Origin of the sequence: Streptomyces clavuligerus (genome assembly GCF_005519465.1) — a bacterium.
GTDB lineage: Bacteria > Actinomycetota > Actinomycetes > Streptomycetales > Streptomycetaceae > Streptomyces > Streptomyces clavuligerus.
This window is the reverse complement of sequence record NZ_CP027858.1, coordinates 4,986,166-5,001,620: the sequence shown is the minus strand read 5'-3', so window position 1 is coordinate 5,001,620 and position 15,455 is coordinate 4,986,166. Positions and strand designations below refer to the sequence as shown.

Annotated in this window: 17 protein-coding genes and 2 pseudogenes; 9 read left to right on the top strand and 10 right to left on the bottom strand. The window is 71.5% G+C overall.

Annotated features, from left to right (window positions below; all coding sequences use genetic code 11):
• Positions 1-30: 30 nt before the first annotated feature.
• The 3 genes from CRV15_RS21080 to CRV15_RS21070 are packed head-to-tail and all read right to left on the bottom strand — an operon-like array spanning position 31 to position 1,430.
• Complete coding sequence (locus CRV15_RS21080; protein WP_003956579.1) at positions 31-528, bottom strand: NUDIX domain-containing protein; 498 nt, start codon at positions 526-528, stop codon at positions 31-33.
• A 1-nt stretch (position 529) separates the two neighbouring features.
• A complete protein-coding gene (locus tag CRV15_RS21075; protein WP_009996002.1) occupies positions 530-847 on the bottom strand; it encodes a 4a-hydroxytetrahydrobiopterin dehydratase in 318 nt (105 codons plus the stop codon).
• 28 nt (positions 848-875) lie between these two features.
• Positions 876-1,430 carry an NUDIX domain-containing protein gene (locus tag CRV15_RS21070; RefSeq protein ID WP_044955602.1) on the bottom strand — a complete coding sequence of 185 codons (555 nt, stop codon included), beginning with the start codon at positions 1,428-1,430 and terminating at the stop codon, positions 876-878.
• On the opposite strand from CRV15_RS21070, the pseudogene CRV15_RS37725 reads away from it, so the two are divergent.
• From CRV15_RS37725 to CRV15_RS36815, 4 genes and pseudogenes are all read left to right on the top strand, one after another.
• A pseudogene (locus CRV15_RS37725) lies at positions 1,429-1,683 on the top strand (helix-turn-helix domain-containing protein); the annotation flags it as partial. The gene CRV15_RS21070 and the pseudogene CRV15_RS37725 overlap by 2 nt on opposite strands.
• A 304-nt stretch (positions 1,684-1,987) precedes the next feature.
• Positions 1,988-2,800 (top strand): hypothetical protein, encoded by an 813-nt coding sequence (locus tag CRV15_RS21065; RefSeq protein ID WP_003956585.1) that lies wholly within the window; start codon positions 1,988-1,990, stop codon positions 2,798-2,800.
• Between the two features lie 221 nt (positions 2,801-3,021).
• Entirely contained in the window at positions 3,022-3,303 is a 282-nt protein-coding gene (locus CRV15_RS36820; protein ID WP_003956586.1) for a hypothetical protein, read from the top strand.
• Positions 3,296-3,622: a hypothetical protein gene (locus CRV15_RS36815; protein ID WP_003956587.1), complete on the top strand. Its 327-nt coding sequence runs from the start codon at positions 3,296-3,298 to the stop codon at positions 3,620-3,622. Before CRV15_RS36820 ends, CRV15_RS36815 begins: the two co-directional genes overlap by 8 nt.
• Before the next feature lie 86 nt (positions 3,623-3,708).
• Here the strand turns inward: CRV15_RS36815 and CRV15_RS36810 are convergent.
• The 3 genes and pseudogenes from CRV15_RS36810 to CRV15_RS21045 form a co-directional block, all read right to left on the bottom strand.
• Positions 3,709-3,912: pseudogene (locus CRV15_RS36810) on the bottom strand (NUDIX domain-containing protein); the annotation flags it as partial.
• 1 nt (position 3,913) lies between these two features.
• Positions 3,914-4,231: a 4a-hydroxytetrahydrobiopterin dehydratase gene (locus CRV15_RS21050; RefSeq protein ID WP_003956588.1), complete on the bottom strand. Its 318-nt coding sequence runs from the start codon at positions 4,229-4,231 to the stop codon at positions 3,914-3,916.
• A gap of 2 nt (positions 4,232-4,233) precedes the next feature.
• Entirely contained in the window at positions 4,234-5,484 is a 1,251-nt protein-coding gene (locus CRV15_RS21045; protein ID WP_044955604.1) for an NsdA family TPR-like regulatory protein, read from the bottom strand.
• Positions 5,485-5,596: 112 nt separating this feature from the next.
• Here CRV15_RS21045 and CRV15_RS21040 point away from each other — a divergent pair, with 112 nt between their 5' ends.
• The 3 genes from CRV15_RS21040 to CRV15_RS36005 all read left to right on the top strand — a co-directional run bounded on the left by CRV15_RS21040 (position 5,597) and on the right by CRV15_RS36005 (position 6,341).
• Positions 5,597-5,890, top strand: a complete 294-nt coding sequence (locus CRV15_RS21040) for a DUF7848 domain-containing protein (RefSeq protein WP_372461430.1) — start codon at positions 5,597-5,599, stop codon at positions 5,888-5,890.
• The gene (locus tag CRV15_RS36010) at positions 5,887-6,051 is read left to right on the top strand and encodes a hypothetical protein (RefSeq protein ID WP_003956591.1); all 165 of its coding nucleotides are present in this window, start codon (positions 5,887-5,889) and stop codon (positions 6,049-6,051) included. Before CRV15_RS21040 ends, CRV15_RS36010 begins: the two co-directional genes overlap by 4 nt.
• A 140-nt stretch (positions 6,052-6,191) precedes the next feature.
• Positions 6,192-6,341, top strand: coding sequence for a hypothetical protein (locus tag CRV15_RS36005; RefSeq protein ID WP_003960272.1), 150 nt, complete (start codon positions 6,192-6,194; stop codon positions 6,339-6,341).
• A 300-nt stretch (positions 6,342-6,641) separates the two neighbouring features.
• Here the strand turns inward: CRV15_RS36005 and CRV15_RS21035 are convergent, their stop codons facing one another.
• A complete protein-coding gene (locus CRV15_RS21035) occupies positions 6,642-8,222 on the bottom strand; it encodes an amidohydrolase (RefSeq protein WP_003960273.1) in 1,581 nt (526 codons plus the stop codon).
• A complete protein-coding gene (locus tag CRV15_RS21030; RefSeq protein WP_003956594.1) occupies positions 8,198-9,745 on the bottom strand; it encodes an APC family permease in 1,548 nt (515 codons plus the stop codon). The genes CRV15_RS21035 and CRV15_RS21030 overlap by 25 nt, the downstream gene beginning before the upstream one ends.
• Before the next feature lie 222 nt (positions 9,746-9,967).
• On the opposite strand from CRV15_RS21030, the gene CRV15_RS21025 reads away from it, so the two are divergent.
• A complete protein-coding gene (locus CRV15_RS21025; protein ID WP_003960274.1) occupies positions 9,968-10,582 on the top strand; it encodes a TetR/AcrR family transcriptional regulator in 615 nt (204 codons plus the stop codon).
• 169 nt (positions 10,583-10,751) lie between these two features.
• Here CRV15_RS21025 and CRV15_RS21020 read toward each other — a convergent pair whose 3' ends face one another.
• Positions 10,752-13,742 (bottom strand): bifunctional [glutamine synthetase] adenylyltransferase/[glutamine synthetase]-adenylyl-L-tyrosine phosphorylase, encoded by a 2,991-nt coding sequence (locus CRV15_RS21020; RefSeq protein ID WP_003956596.1) that lies wholly within the window; start codon positions 13,740-13,742, stop codon positions 10,752-10,754.
• 393 nt (positions 13,743-14,135) lie between these two features.
• Here CRV15_RS21020 and CRV15_RS21015 point away from each other — a divergent pair, with 393 nt between their 5' ends.
• On the top strand, positions 14,136-14,654 hold the full coding sequence (locus tag CRV15_RS21015; RefSeq protein ID WP_003956597.1) for a pyridoxamine 5'-phosphate oxidase family protein: 519 nt from the start codon (positions 14,136-14,138) through the stop codon (positions 14,652-14,654).
• Between the two features lie 448 nt (positions 14,655-15,102).
• On the opposite strand, the gene CRV15_RS21010 is transcribed toward CRV15_RS21015, so the two are convergent.
• The gene (locus CRV15_RS21010) at positions 15,103-15,342 is read right to left on the bottom strand and encodes an antitoxin (RefSeq protein WP_003956598.1); all 240 of its coding nucleotides are present in this window, start codon (positions 15,340-15,342) and stop codon (positions 15,103-15,105) included.
• Positions 15,343-15,455 lie beyond the last annotated feature (113 nt).

Sequence of the window (15,455 nt, the reverse complement as noted above, 5' to 3'; positions counted from 1 at the left end):
CGTGGTTGGCCGCCCTCGAAGCTCAAGGCGTCAGCTGATGCAGGGCTCTGTCGACCGAAGCCCGTGATCGATCCGCGTCCGTAGCGCCGGATGGATCGGATACTCGTCCAGTACGGACGGGTCCACCCACCGCACCTCTGCCGCCTCCGACGGCTCCGGCATGATTCGGCCGCCGGTCACCCGGGCACGCAAGCAGATATTGATCGGCTGCCGCACTTCGTCGACACGGTCGCCATGCAGGTAGACGATGACGTGATCCGGCGTCGAGAACACGCCCACGAGGCCCGTCACCTCCACCTCAAGGCCCGTCTCCTCACGGCATTCCCGGACACCGGCCTCACCGACCGTTTCACCTTTCTTCACACCGCCGGTCGGGATGGTCCACAAGCCGTTGTCCACGCGCCGCAGGAGCAGCAAGCGGCCTGCCTCATCGCGGACGAACACCGACGCGGACGTCTTACGGCTCGTCGGCTCGGGGGCCTCCGGGTCCTTCCAGTAGTCGATCCTCCGCGTCCGCTTGGCACCCATATCAGTTATCCACCGGCGTGGCCCCGTGGGCTGCGGCGATGGCATCGATACGGCGGGCGAGATCGAAGTCCGCGCCGGTGAGCTTGTAACCGACATCGTGTGTGGTGATACCGAATCGAATACTCCCCCATCGGAGGTCGATGTCGGCATGGTGCCCGATGAGCCGTTCAATATCCGCGACATGGACAATCATGGCAATACCACCGTGATACCTGATGCTGTAGGCACGGGTGATTTCCTTCCCCACGCGATTCCACCCCGGCGCCGCACACAATGCCACCTCGATCTCCTCTTCGCCGAGTGGCACCTTGTCCGACACAGTCAACTCCCTTCGACCACAGCGGTGGCTACTTGGGTCCTCGCATCTGGTGGAGCATGAGCAGCGCTGCGGCGGTGTTCGCCGATCGGATCTCCCCGCGCAGCACCAGCTCCGGTACCCGGGTCAGTGGCATCCATTCCCGACCTGCCGACTCGAACGCGTCCCTGGGCTCGCTCACCCGCTCAGCGCCCTCCGCCCAGTAGATCCGGTGATGGGAGGTGGAGATCCCGGGCATCGGATCGACCGCCATCAGCAGCCGCATCGCACCAGGCCGCCACCCGGTCTCCTCCTCGAACTCCCGGGCCGCTGCCGCCGCCGGGTCCTCGCCCTCACCGGTTCCACCGGAGGGCAGCTCCCATCCCCACGCCCCGGTGATGAACCGGTGCCGCCACAGCAGCAGCACCTCATTCGCATCGTTGACGACAGCGGCGACGGCGACTGGCCTGAGCCGGATCACAGTGTGGTCGAGGTGCCGCCCATCGGGCAGTTCCACGTCCGCCATCGCGACCCGCACCCAACGGTTCTCGTACACCATCCGCTCACCGTGGTTGATCCACTCGGACACCGCCGTCGACCTCTCCATGGGGAATCCCGGCTCCCGAAACACCGAAAGTGTCCCTGCGTCAGCGGAAGCGCTTCGTCGGTTTCCCTCTCAGGGGAGGGAGTACGTTCTGAGTGTCCAAGTCAGAACGGAGAGCGACATTATGCCTTCTTACGACGCTGACCACATCGGCACGCGTGTGCGCATCGCTCGTACCGCCGCCGGATTTTCGCAGGTGCAGCTCGCCGACTTCCTCGGCCGCACGGAGTCCTGGATGGCCAACGTGGAGAGTGGCCGCCAGCCCCTGGATCGGTACTCGGTCATCACGGCCATCGCTGATCAGTGCGACGTGGATGTCGTCTGGCTGCTCGGACAGCCGTACCGTCTCCAGCACAACGGGGCGATCGCCCACGCGCACATCCCCGCGCTGCGCTCCGCGCTCCGCGCTCCGCCGGGCCGGGCTGATCCTTTCGGGTCATCCGGGTCTCAGGCCCCAGGGGCAGCCGCCTGCCGCAGATGCTCTCCATACCGCTTCGTGGGAGGCCAACCGGGCCCGGCAGGCAGCGAACCTCCCACGTCTCGCCACCCTTCTGCCCTCGATGATCGAGGACCTGAACACCGCCGTCCTCGTTACCGACGGACCGGCACGCGCGGAAGCGCTGAGGCTGATGGTCGATGCCGCACGCACAGCCCGCATGTGCCTGAACTGCTTGGGCTACCCAGACCTGGCATGGTCCGCTGCCGAAGTGGCGGCCGGGGCGGCAGCCGCCCTGGACGACCCCCTCGCGAAAGCGGCTGTCGCGTGGGACCGATGCGGCGCTCTGCTGCACCAAGCGTCCCTCGGCGAGGCCTTGGTGGTCGCGGACGCGGCACTCCGCGACCTGGAGCCGCTGGCCACAGTCCGGCGGCCGATGGCCCAAGCCGTCTCCCTCCGGGGCGCGCTGCACCTTCGGTGCGCCGTCGCCCACGCCCGGGCCAGCCAGGGCCCGGACGCCTGGGCGCGGATCGCCGCCGCGCTGGAGGACGCCGACCGCCTCGGACCGGCCTTCTACGACGTGGACTCGCAGACCGTCTTCGGCCGGGGCACGGTCGCCGTGCACGCCGCCGAGGTGGGCGTGGAGGTCGACCAGCCGGACACCGGACTGAACAGTGTGCCCGACGTCGACATCCCCGCCGTCCCCAGCAGGGAGCGGCGGACTCACTACGCGATCGACGAGGCACGGGCGCTGCGCCGGATGGGACGGGCCGCGTCCGCCGTCACCAAGCTCCGCGCCGCCGCAGCGGACGCGCCCCATTACGTATTCGGAGACCCCATGGCGCGCGCGACGGTCGCCGATCTCGCGCGCACGGGTGTTCCATCTCAGGCATCCGCTCTGTCCTACCTGGTCAGGGGCATGGAACTGGTGCGCTGACAGGTGTCTACGTGATCACCGGTCAACTGATCGCGCGGATTCGGCCCGTCTACCGAACTCGGATCGAATCTACTGCGGCATCGCCGTCTTCGACGGAAAGGGAGCCGCGCGACTGAGAGACGTACTGAACGGCTGATCCCCAATAAGCCCCACCAGCCTCCTCTGTCCGGGGCGGTCGGTGGGGCATTCTGCGTTCACAAGACCCTGTCTCGCTCGTTCGGGTGGACCAGGCGCTGAAGAACCGTTCGGGCCCCCGAGGGGGCAGTAGACGTACGACCATGCCACTTGGGGACAAGCACCCGAAGAAGGACGTTGAAGCGGCGCTGAAGCGCGCGGAGAAAGTCGGACTCAAAGTGACGCGGAAGCAGAACGGCCACAACTGGGGCGCCTTGGTCTGCTGCCCCTGCACCCAGTTCGTACGTATCTCATGCACCCCCCGAAGCAACGGAGACGAGGCGAACAAGATTGACAAATTCACCAACACCCACCGCACCTGTGCCTGACCACCCGGCCTGGCACTTCGACCTCGTGCTGAGCGCCCCCCTCACCGAGGAGCAGTCCAACACCCTGGACCACCTCGACCGCTTCCACGAAGGGGGCCTGGGCCTGGTCGAGGGGCCAGGCTACGCAGGCTTCCTCTGCGTCGTCCGCGCCGAAACCCTCACCGCAGCCATCGCGGACACCCTGGAACGCTTCGAGGAGCTGCCCGGCGTCCTCGTCCGCAGCGTCAAACTGGACCACATCGCACTGGACGAGAACGGCATGTGGACCCCCGCTGTCGTCCCCCCGCCGCCACCGCTGGAGGACGACCCGGCCTTCTGACAGCAGCAGACAGCCCCGCTCCCTGCCCGTCGAGGGAAGCGGGGCCGCTGTGCGGCTACGGCTGTAGTGCGTCCCTCACGGCATTCCCGGACATCGGCCTCACCGACCGTTTCGCCTCTCGTCACACCGCCGGCCGGAATGGTCCACAGGTCGTTGTCCACACGCCGCAGGAGTAGCAAGCGGCCTGCCTCATCGCGGGCGAACACCGACGCGGAGGTCCTACGGCTCGTCGGCTCGGGGGCCTCCGGGTCCTTCCAGTAGCCGATCCTCCGCGTCCGCTTGGCACCCATATCAGTTATCCACCGGCGTGGCCCCGTGGGCTGCGGCGATGGCGTCGATACGGCGGGCGAGATCGAAGTCCGCGCCGGTGAGCTTATGACCGACATCGTGTGTGGTGATACCGAATCGAATACTCCCCCATCGGAGGTCGATGTCGGCATGGTGCCCGATGAGCCGTTCAATATCCGCGACATGGACAATCATGGCAATACCACCGTGATACCTGATGCTGTAGGTACGGGTGATTTCCTTCCCCACGCGATTCCACCCTGGCGCCTCACGCAATGCCACCTCGATCTCCTCTTCGCCGAGTGGCACCTTGTCCGACACAGTCAGCTCCCTTCGACCATGGCCACAGGAGTGAGCACTTCGATCAGCTCCCGGCCGATCGTGGCATCGTGCCACGGTCGCATCACGCGTTCCAGAGTGCTCAGTTCGCGAATCATGCGCGCCGACCGAGTTTCCGCCGCGATCACCGTGACCTGTCGCGCGATCTCCAGGGCCTGGTCCGGCTCCCCCGCTACGGCTGCGGCCGTAGCGTGCCGGGCAAGGTACACCCCACGATCACGCCGGGCCGCCTGCGGCACAACAGCGAGTACCTGATTCCACAAGCCCATGGCCTCGGCCCCCAGCCCCAGCTGGCCATAGCACGTGGCACGCTGAACCTCCAGGTAAGCAGGCGTTCTGCGGCACGCATTACCCCATGGCAGATCATCGTCCACCCGAGGAAGAATCCTGTCCGCCTCGTCGATGAGACGGTCCACGGCTGACCGGTCACCCATCAGGCTCGCGCCGTGAGCACACTGCTGTATGGCCATGACGCGAACCTTTGGAGTCAGCCGATCCGCATTTTCGAGCGCGGCCTCACACAAATCAACTGCGGCCTGACCATCCTTCAAATCTGTGCGCACCTGAGCCTGATTCACCAATGAGTAGCCGATCAGGTGGAGGTCCCTGGAACGTATAGCCATCTCCTGAGTCACTCCCCTCCAGAACGAGGCACCCGCCATGTCCCCGGCGTCCTGATAGAGCCACCCCACCAAGGCGGCGTATGCGGCTCCGACACGGAGAAGACCACTGCGGATCTCGCCTTTCGCTGACCGCACCAGCTTGTCGATGAGCTGGTACTGCGCAGAGACAGTGCCGATGAGGTCATGAGGACCCAGCAACATGTCTGCCCGGTAGTGGCCCTCCAACTGTTCCTGGAAGTAAGTGACCAGAGCAGGATCAACATGCTGGGAAACAACAGGTCCGGGAATGAGCGCGGCAGCGGTGACAGACATGAAGGAACGGCGTCTCACATCGTGCTCCTGGTGGTGCTCGGGCCTGGTCCAACCGGACGGTGTGGTGAAACCGAGATCTTCAGGCCAGTGCCCCAGCGCATCATGAAGAACTATCGCGGTCTCTTCCGGTGGCCACCCCGGGCGGTCGCCCTCCCACCTCCGCCAGGTGCGAGCGGACACAGTGAAGTGCGGATCGTCCAAGAGCCTCTGGCCATGCTCTTGGAGTGCCCTGGCAGCAGCTTCGACGGTGCGCCAGCCGCGTCGAAGCCGTGCGGCGCGGAGAGCGTCGTTACGGCTCATGCGATCAGTCTGGCGCCTTCCGCCACCTGTTCCCCTCCGTGGCCGCCACATGGCCACCCGTGACCGCTGCATGGCCTGGCACGACAAGGGCGTGCGCTTTCATCATCGTTGCGTGACCGGTAAATACATGGAAAGCACCGCCAACATGACGAAGCAGCACACCACGATCCCTTTCGGAGCAGCCGACATCAGCCCGGCGCTCACGCCTGTGGAGGGTGCGCCCACTGTCCGGGTGGTCGAGTGCACCGAGTGCGAGGAGCAGTCGCCGCTCGGGCCGCCGCTCGCGGAGTTCGCCGCCTGGGCCCTCGGTCACGCGGCGGCCACGGGGCACCACAGCTTCCAGCAGGTCACCACCAAACTGCTCCACACGGGCGCCACCAGTCCGGCGGAGCCGGGCATCTCGTGAAAGCCCTCGCCGAACGGCCCCGCAAACGGCTGCGCGTCACCCTCGCGTGCCGGATGGACGCCTGCGAACTCTGCGAGACCACCCCACCGCCGTCCGACCAGACCGGTGAAGAACCCCCACCACCCTGCGCCTGCCGCTGCCACCGGCCCGAACACGGCTGACCCGAACCCCCGCCCACCCGCAAGGGCGGGAAGGGCCCGCCCCGACCCCCGCACCAGGACGGGCCAAAGAGCCGCCCGGGTGCCCCAGCACCGGCACCCGGGCGGCCACCCCACCACAACCCCCAACCAGGAACACACCCATGCACCGCCGGAAGGACCCGATGCACCGCCGGAGCAAGAAAACCCCCCTGCTCGCCACCGTCATCATCCTCTCCCTGTGGGCCATATCCATAGGGATGATCGCCTCCGGAGTCGTCGGCGACCTCAAAACACTCCACCTCCCCGCCTGACAGGGAGACGGCCCCGGAACAACCACCCAGGCGCACCCGCACGACTCGGATACGTCCCCCGCACCCGGGCGGCCGTCTCCCCGTGGTGGGGGGTGCAGGGTCGTCCCCGGAAGGGACCGGCGGAGAATCACCCGCGTCCAGACGTCGGACGCCCGGTCTGCCGGCCCTGAGGAGTCGAGCCCGGAGGCCCCCACATCCCGCACCCGACGGGTGACCCGAGCAAAATTAAGCCCGTCCGGCGTTTGAGGACGGACCCCGCACCCCACGGAAAACCTCACGCGCAAGCCGACGAACCCCCGGCTACCCCCCACCCCCCGACGTCACCCGGCCGGAGGCCACCGTCAGGACGACCGGCGCGTCCGCGATCTCGTCCGACGGGGCCTCGGCCGGGTCGACCGCGAGCGCGGTGAGGTCGGCGCGGAAGCCGGGGGCGATGCGGCCCGCGGTCCGTTCCTCGGCCGCCGCGAGGGCCGCGTGGGAGGTGACGCCCTCCAGGGCCATCAGGCCGGTGAGGCCGGGGGCGGGGGAGGCGCCCCGGGGGCTGCGGGCCGTCGCCAGTACCTGGCGGGCGTCGTAGTGGGCGATGGGCCAGTCCGAGCCCAGGGCCAGCACCGCGCCCGCGTCCCGCAGGGCGCGGCAGCGCCAGGCCCGCCCGGCGCGCTCGCCGCCCAGCCGGCGGGACCACTCGTCGCCATGGTCGGCCCGGGTGTACGCGGCGTGCGGCGGCTGCATCGAGGCCACGACCCCGAGCGCGGCGAACCGTCCGACGAGGCCGTCCGGCACCGTCTCGATGTGTTCGATCCGGTGGCGCGGGCCGTCCGCGCGGCCCGGCAGGGACTCCACCGTGTCCAGGACATGCCGCACGGCGGCGTCCCCGATCGCATGGGTCGCCGTCGGGACGCCCGCCCGGTGCAGCACCCGTACGGCCGCGCTGTACGCCTCGGGGTCCGGCCAGAACGCCTCGGTGCCCTGGCCGTGGCAGTCGGGGTGGTCCAGCCACGCGGTGCCGCCCTCGACGGTGCCGTCCATGAAGAACTTCACCCCGCCGATGTACCAGTCGCGCCCCCGCACCCGCTGAAGGGCGATCAGCTCCGCCAGCTCCTCGGCGTCGGCGCCCGGCATGCACCAGGGCGAGAGCCGCAGCCGCAGCGGCAGGGCGCCCCCGTCCTCGATCGCCGGGAGCAGCCGCAGCGCGTCCCCGCCGAGGTCCATGACCTGGGCGGAGGTCAGCCCGGTCGCCGCCATGTCCGTCAGCAGCCCGGCGAGGCGGCCCGCGCGTTCCGCGTCCGGGGTGCGCGGCAGCACCGCCGTGACCAGATCCATCGCGGCGTGCTCGACGAGATGCCCGGTGGGGCGGCCGTCCGGGTCGCACACCACGCTCGCCCGCTGCGTGAAGGCGCGCGGCCCGTCGATTCCGGCGAGGCGCAGCGCCCGTTCACTGGCGAGCGCGGAGTGCCCGTCGTACAGCCGGACGAAGACGGGGACGCCCGGTGCCGCCTCCTCGATCAGGGCGTGGTGGACGGGCCGGCCGCCGAAGGCGTTGTGGTCGAGGCCGTGGGCGAGGATCCAGCCCTCGCGCCGGTCGGCGGTGCGCAGGGCGGCCCGCAGCCCCGCCAGGTCGGTGACGCCGGAGAGGTCCGTTCCGTCGGCGATGTCGAGTCCCCAGACGGGGTGGCTGTGGGCGTCGGCCCACCCGGGGGTGAGCGTGGCGCCGCCGAGGTCGAGGACCCGGGTGCGGGGGCCCTGCCACGCGGGTGCGTCGCGGTCCTCGCCGACCGTCGCGATCAGGCCGTCCCGGACGGCGACGGCGGTGGCGTACGGGCGGCCGGGGTCCAGGGTGCGGACCTTCGCTCCGGTCAGGACGATGTCGGCTGCGGACACGCTTCGCTCCTCGGGTGGGGGTCGGTGGGCCGGTCTCCCCCGGGGCCCCGGGGGGTGTCGTGGTCATCGTGGCCGCCCGGGGAACCGGAAGCACCCGGCTCGGCGGCGAAGTTCGCGTAGACCTCGGGACGGTGCCGGCGCAGCCACAGCGCCAGGACGGCCCCGAGCGCGAAGACGGCGGGCACCAGCGCCAGCAGCACGGTGTTGACCAGGTCGGACGCCCCGGTGAAGAGATGCACCTTGGTGGCGATCAGGAGGATCGCGACCGCGAGCAGCACCGCCGAGACCAGCGGCGCCACCACGGTCCGCAGCACCCCTTCGCGGTGCCGCACCCGACGGAAGTAGCAGGGGACCGCGAGCGCGGCGAGCAGCATCAGCGCCATCAGCCCGATCATTCCGGGGGTGTTCACCCAGAGCAGGAGCTGGGTGTACGGGTCGGCCCCGGCGATCCCGAAGCCGAGCACGACCACCGCGCCGAGGGCGGTCTGGGCGATTCCGGCGAGGTACGGGGAGCCGTGCCGGGGGTGAATCCGGCCGAGGGCCCGGGGCAGGACACCTCCCTCGGAGAGCGCCAGCGTGTAGCGGTTGATCGCGTTGTGGAAGGCGAGCAGCGAGGCGAGGACGCTCGTGACGATGAGGAGGTGCATCAGATCGGCGGCCCAGGCGCCGACGTAGGTGGTGATGGCGGCGAAGAAGAGTCCGCCGGGGTCGTCGGTGGCGGCCTTGACCACGGCGTCGTCCCCGAACGCCTGGATGACGGTCCAGACGATGAAGGCGTAGAACGTGCCGAGGAAGGCGACGGCGGCGTAGGTGGCGCGGGGGACGGTGCGGACGGGGTCGCGGGCCTCGCGGCGGTAGATCACGGTGGACTCGAAGCCGGTGAACGCGGCGAAGGCGAAGGCGAGGACGGCGGCGGTGCCGGGGACCAGGACGTGTTCCGGGGCGAAGGAGGCGAGGCCGAGTCCGTCGGCGCCGCCCTGGACCAGGACGCCTCCGGCGAGCAGGACGAGGATGCCGGTCTCGGCGACGAGCAGGACCGCGAGGATCTTGGCGCCGAAGTCGATGGAGCGGTAGCCGCAGTACCAGATGAGGAGGAGTCCGGCGAGGGAGACGGGCAGCCAGGGGATGTCCAGGCCCCACAGCGCCCGCCCGGTGTCGCCGGTGGCGGAGCCGAGGAGTCCGTAGATGCCGATCTCCATGCCGTTGTAGCCGATCAGGGCGAGGAGGGCCGCCCCGATCCCGGCGACGGGGCCGAGGCCCCGGGCGATGTACGCGTAGAAGGCGCCGCCGCTCGTGACATGGCGGCTCATGGTGGTGAAGCCGACGGCGAAGACGGCGAGGGTGATCCCGGCGAGGAGGTAGCCGGCGGGGGCTCCGACGCCGCCGAGGGCGAGGGCGATGGGGGCGACGCCCGCCATCACGGTGAGCGGGGCGGCGGCGGAGACCACGAAGAAGGCGATGTCGGCGCTGCCGAGGGTGCCGGTTCTCAGTCCTGGCCCGGAGCCGGGGGAGGCGTCAGACATATGCGGATAAACCCTTCCACGGCGAAACAGCGGACGACGGACGGCAGGGTGGGGGGTACGCACGGGGCGCGGGCGCCGCGACGATGCGTGGCGGGGCCCGCAGGGCAGAGCGGGGACACAACGGGGGACACAACGGGGCCGAGAAACCTAAAGGCTTTCGGTTCTGGCAATGTAACCTCCGCACAACGCGACAGGGAAGACTTGGCGGGGAGAAAGCGACACATGGGACGGCCGCGTACACCACTGATCGACCGGGACCGGATCACCGCCACGGCGCTGCGACTGGTCGACGCCCAGGGCGAGTTCAGCGTTCCGCAGATAGCGCGGGAGCTGGGGGTGCGGACCGCGTCGCTGTATCACCATGTGGACGGGCGGGACGGCATCGTCGAGCTGCTGCGGGAACGGGTCTGCCAGGCGATCGACGCCTCCATGCTGGGCGCCCTGCCCTGGGACGCGGCCCTCGCCGGGTGGGCCCGCTCCTACCGGGCCGCGTTCGCCGCGCACCCCCGGGTGATCCCGCTGCTGATGGCCGCGCCGGTGCGGGCGCCGAGGGTGCTCGACCAGTACGAGGCGGCCGTGGGGGTCCTGCTGGACGCGGGGTTCGCCCCGGCGGACGTGATGCGGGTGATCATCGCGCTGGAGAATCTGATCCTGGGCTCGGCGCTGGACCTGGCGGCGCCGGAGACGATGTGGGAGCTGGGCGACGGCGCCGACGACACGCCGCTGCTGGCGCGGGCGCTCGCGGCCCAGCCGGAGGGCCGCGCGGACGCCGCCTTCGAGCTGGCGCTCGACGCCTGCCTGGACCGCTTCCGGACACTGCTCGACGAGACCCCCTGACCCCGGAGGGGCACCCCCGAGGCGCTGATTCCCTTCGGGCGGCCCGAGCAGATCCAGCCCGTGGGTGCACCCCCTCCGGGGGAGGTCGAGGACGGACCCCGCGCCCAACGGAAAGGCTCGTGCGTCAGCCGAACGTCCACGTCTCCCGCTCCGTGCGGGCCGCAGGCCGCTACGCGTCGTAGAACAGCGTCTCCATCACCGCGCGCGCCCGCCGCGTCGTCCTGCGGTAGTCGTCCAGCATGTCCCCGACATGTCCCGGCCCGTAGCCCAGATAGCGCCCCACCGCCGCCAGCTCCCGGCCGTCGGAGGGGAAGGTGTCCCCCGCCCGGCCCCGGACCAGCATCACCGCGTTGCGCACCCGGGAGGCCAGCACCCATGCCTCGTCCAGGGTCTGCGCGTCCTCCGTGCCGATCAGCCCGGCGCCGTGCGCGGCGGCCAGCGCCTGGCGGGTCCGGGTGGTGCGCAGCCCCGGCTCGGCCCAGCCGTGCCGCATCTGGAGGAGCTGGACGGTCCACTCGACGTCGCTCAGCCCGCCCCGGCCCAGCTTGGTGTGGAGCGTGGGGTCCGCGCCGCGCGGCAGCCGTTCGGCCTCCATCCGGGCCTTGAGCCGCCGGATCTCGCGCACCGCCCCCTCCCCCAGGCCCTCCATGGGGTAGCGCAGCGGGTCGACCAGCTCGATGAAGCGGGCCCCCAGCTCCGGATCGCCCGCCATCGGCTCCGCCCGCAGCAGCGCCTGGCTCTCCCACACCAGCGACCAGCGCCGGTAGTACGCCTCGTACGAGGAGAGCGAGCGCACCAGCGGGCCGTTCTTGCCCTCGGGGCGCAGATCCACGTCGATCAGCAGCGGCGGGTCGGCGGTCGGGAGCTGGAGCAGCCGCCGCATCTCCGCGACGACGGTGTTCGCGGCGCGGGCGGCCTCCTGCTCGTCCACGCCTTCGCGGGGCTCGTGGACGAAGAGCACATCGGCGTCGGAGCCGTAGTTCAGCTCGTGGCCGCCGAAGCGGCCCATGCCGATGACCGCGAACCGGGTCGGCAGCTCGTCCCCCCACTGCTCGCGCACGGCGGCGCGCAGCGCGCCCGCGAGGGTGGCGGCGTTGAGGTCGGTCAGCGCCTGGCCGACCTGTTCGAGGAGGGCGCCCGCGTCGTCCTCGGCCGGGCTGTCCTCCGTTCCGTACGAGCCGATGAGGTCGGCGGCGGCGGTGCGGAACAGTTCGCGGCGGCGTACGCCACGGGCCACCGCCACCGCGTCCTCGGCGGACTGGGCCCGGCCGACGGCGGCCAGGATCTCCGGCTCCAGATGGTCGCGGCCCCGGGGTTTCAGCCCGCCGGGGTCGCCCAGGATGGCGACCGCCTCCGGGGCCCGCAGCAGCAGATCGGGGGCGAAGCGGCCCGCCGACAGCACCCGGGCCAGATTCTCCGCCGCCGCGCCCTCGTCCCGCAGCAGCCGCAGATACCAGGGCGTCTTGCCGAGCGCGTCGGAGACCTTGCGGAAGCCGAGGAGCCCGGCGTCCGGGTCGGCGGAGTCCGCGAACCAGCCGAGGAGGACGGGCAGCAGGGTCCGCTGGATGGCGGACTTGCGGGTGACACCGGACGCCAGCGCCTCCAGATGGCGCAGCGCGGCGGCGGGGTCCGCGTAGCCGAGGGCTTCGAGCCGCTGGCCCGCCGCGCGGGCGCTGAGCCGGGTCTCGCCGGGGGCGAGCTGGGCCACCGCGTCGAGCAGCGGCCGGTAGAACAGCTTCTCGTGCAGCCGCCGCACGACCGCCGCGTGCCGCCGCCACTCCCGGTTCAGCTCGAAGACGGGGTCCATCCGCAGCCCGAGCGAGCGGCCGAGCCTGCGCAGGTCGTCGGAGTCCTCGGGGACGAGATGGGTGCGCCGCAGCCGGTAGAGCTGGATGCGGTGCTCCATGGAGCGCAGGAAGCGGTACGCGTCGTCGAGCTGGGCCGCGTCCACCCGGCCCACATAGCCGCCCCGGGCGAGGGCCCCCAGGGCCTCCAGGGTCGACCCGCTGCGCAGGGTGGAGTCGCTGCGGCCGTGCACGAGCTGGAGGAGCTGGACGGCGAACTCGACGTCCCGCAGCCCGCCGGGGCCGAGCTTCAGCTCCCGTTCCACCTCGTCGGCGGGGATGTTGTCGACGACCCGGCGGCGCATCCGCTGCACGTCGGCGACGAAGTTCTCCCGTTCGGCGGCCTGCCACACCAGCGGTGAGACGGCGTCGACATAGCTCTGGCCGAGCGCCGGGTCACCGGCCACCGCGCGCGCCTTGAGCAGGGCCTGGAACTCCCAGGTCTTGGCCCAGCGCTGGTAGTAGGCGAGATGGCTGGAGAGGGTGCGCACCAGCGGGCCGTTGCGTCCCTCGGGGCGCAGATTGGCGTCCACCGGCCAGATGGTGCCCTCGACGGTGGTGTCGGAGCAGATCCGCATCATGTGGGAGGCCAGCCGGGTCGCGGCCCGCAGCGCCACGTCCTCGTCGGCCCCGCCCGCCGGTTCGGCGACGAAGACGACATCGACGTCGGAGACGTAGTTCAGCTCGTGGCCGCCGCACTTGCCGAGCGCGATGACGGCGAGCCGGCAGCTCGCGGCGTCCTCGGGGGCCTCGGTCCGGGCGATGGTGAGCGCGGCCCGCAGGGTCGCGGTGGCCAGGTCCGCCAGTTCGGCGGCGGTCTCGGCGAGGTCGATCGTGCCGCACACGTCGCGGGCGGCGATGGAGAGCAGGCAGCGCCGGTAGGCGACCCGCAGGGCGACCGGGTCGGCCACTCCGCCCAGGCACTCCTCGAACTCCTCCACCCCGGGGTGGAGGTCCGCCGCCTCATAGGTGACCAGCGCGCGCCAGTCGCCCGGATGGCGGGCGAGGTGGTCCCCGAGCGCCTCGGAGGCGCCGAGCACCCCGAGGAGGCGGTCCCGCAGCGGCTTGGCGGCGATCAGCGTGTCGAGCAGGGCCCGCCGGTCGGGCTCCGGCTGCGCCTCGACCAGCCGGACCAGGCTCCGCAGCGCCAGATCGGGGTCGGCGACCGCGCCGAGGGCGTCGAGCAGCACGGAGTCCGCCCGTGCGGGGGCCATGTCGGGCAGTTCGAGCAGCCGCTCGGCGTCACCCGGGTCGGTGAATCCGTGCCGCAGCAGCCTGGTGAAGGTACTGCTTCTGCGCCCCGGCACCGCCGTCATCCCGCCGTCTCCTCGTTCCGCGATCAGTCCGCGATCGGTCCGCGCTGTGGCGGGCCCGTGCCGCCGTCACCGCCGTCACCGCCTCCGCCGCCGTCCGTCGACTCCGGTACGCGCGGCCGAGCGCCGCCGCCGGTCCGCCGCGGCGCCCGTCCTGCTGGTCCCGCTGGTCCTGTCTGTACAGCCGGTGCTGCTGCTGGTGGTGCCTGTGGGGCTCGTGGTGGCTCCGCGATGCTCCTGCGATCAAGGCCCGTCGGATCGAGACTAGCCCCACGGGCAGCCTACGGGCCCACTCCGGGCGGCCCGGACCGACGGGTGCCGGACGTCCGGACCGTCAACCCCCGCTGACCGGCCCGGGTGTCCCGCGATACCCGGGCCCATGGACGAGGAGAGACCATGCCGACGCCGCCCCTTCCCGAGACCCGGCTCGACCCCCGCTACAGCGCGCCGGATGCGGGCGCCGCCGACTGGGCGCGGGCGGTGGCCCTGCTGACGGAGGCCGAGCTGTTCTGGCTGTCGACGGTACGGCCGGACGGACGGCCGCATGTCACCCCGCTGCTCGCGGTCTGGCAGGACGGCGGGCTCCACTTCTGCACCGGACCCGAGGAGCGCAAGGCGCTCAATCTGCGGGAGAACCCGGAGGTGGCGCTGGTGACGGGCGTCAACGCGCTGCGCACGGGATTCGACCTGGTGGTCGAGGGTACGGCCGTTCCGCTCACCGACGGGGTGCGGCTGCGGGCGCTGGCGCGCGCGTACACGGAGAAGTACGGGGACGAGTGGACCTTCGCGGTCCGGGACGGGGCCTTCGTGGGCGACGGCGGGCGGGCGCCGGTGTTCCGGGTGGAGCCGCGGACGGCCTTCGGCTTCGCCAAGGCGCCGTACGCGCAGACCCGCTGGCGGTTCACGGACGTCTGACGGCGGACGACGGGGCGCTCCCGGGCGGACGCGGCGGTGGCGGCGGGCACGACGGCCGCGACCGGCCGTCCGCACGGGAGCGCGTACGAAAGCATGTCCGCGGACGGACCCGTGCGGACAGCACGTTGACGTTCCGGCACCCCCGCGGCGCAGGAGAACGCCGGGGAACGGCGAGGAACACCGGAGAACGGCGGGGGCCGGCGGGGAAGCCAGCGGAAGCAGCGGCCCGCCACGCCGGAGGAAGCAGCGCCCCGCGGCGTCCACGAAGGCGGCGCCCGGCGCACCGGGCGCACCCGCTCCCGGGGCGCCGTCCCTTGTCACGGATCGGCGGCGGCCCGGGAGCGGAGAACGATCAGGGGCGGCCCGGGAGCGGAGAACACGGCCGGGCGCGGGGGGCACTGCTCCGGGCGGGGGACGCGGACCGCGCCCGCCTCCCCGGGCACCCGGCTCAGCTCGCGGGCGGCGGGGGCGGCGGCGGCTGGCTCTGGCCGCCCGCGTCCGGCCCGTCGGCGCTCCGGCTGCCGCCCGTGCCGAACTGGTCCTTCAGCTTCTGCTGGGCGGTGTCGACATGGCCGGCGTACTTGCCCTTGGTCTTGGCGTCGAACGCGTCGCCCGCCTTCTCGACCCCCTGGTCGACCTTGGACTCATGGCCCTTGAGCATCTGCTTGAGCTTGTCCAGCACGGACATGGGGTCCTTCCCTTCACCCTGGGTCCCCCACCCCTCCAGGGTCGCCGGACACCGGACGCTCCGCATCCCGGCGCGGCGGGCGCGGCCCCGGGAGCGCCGGGGCCGCACGGACC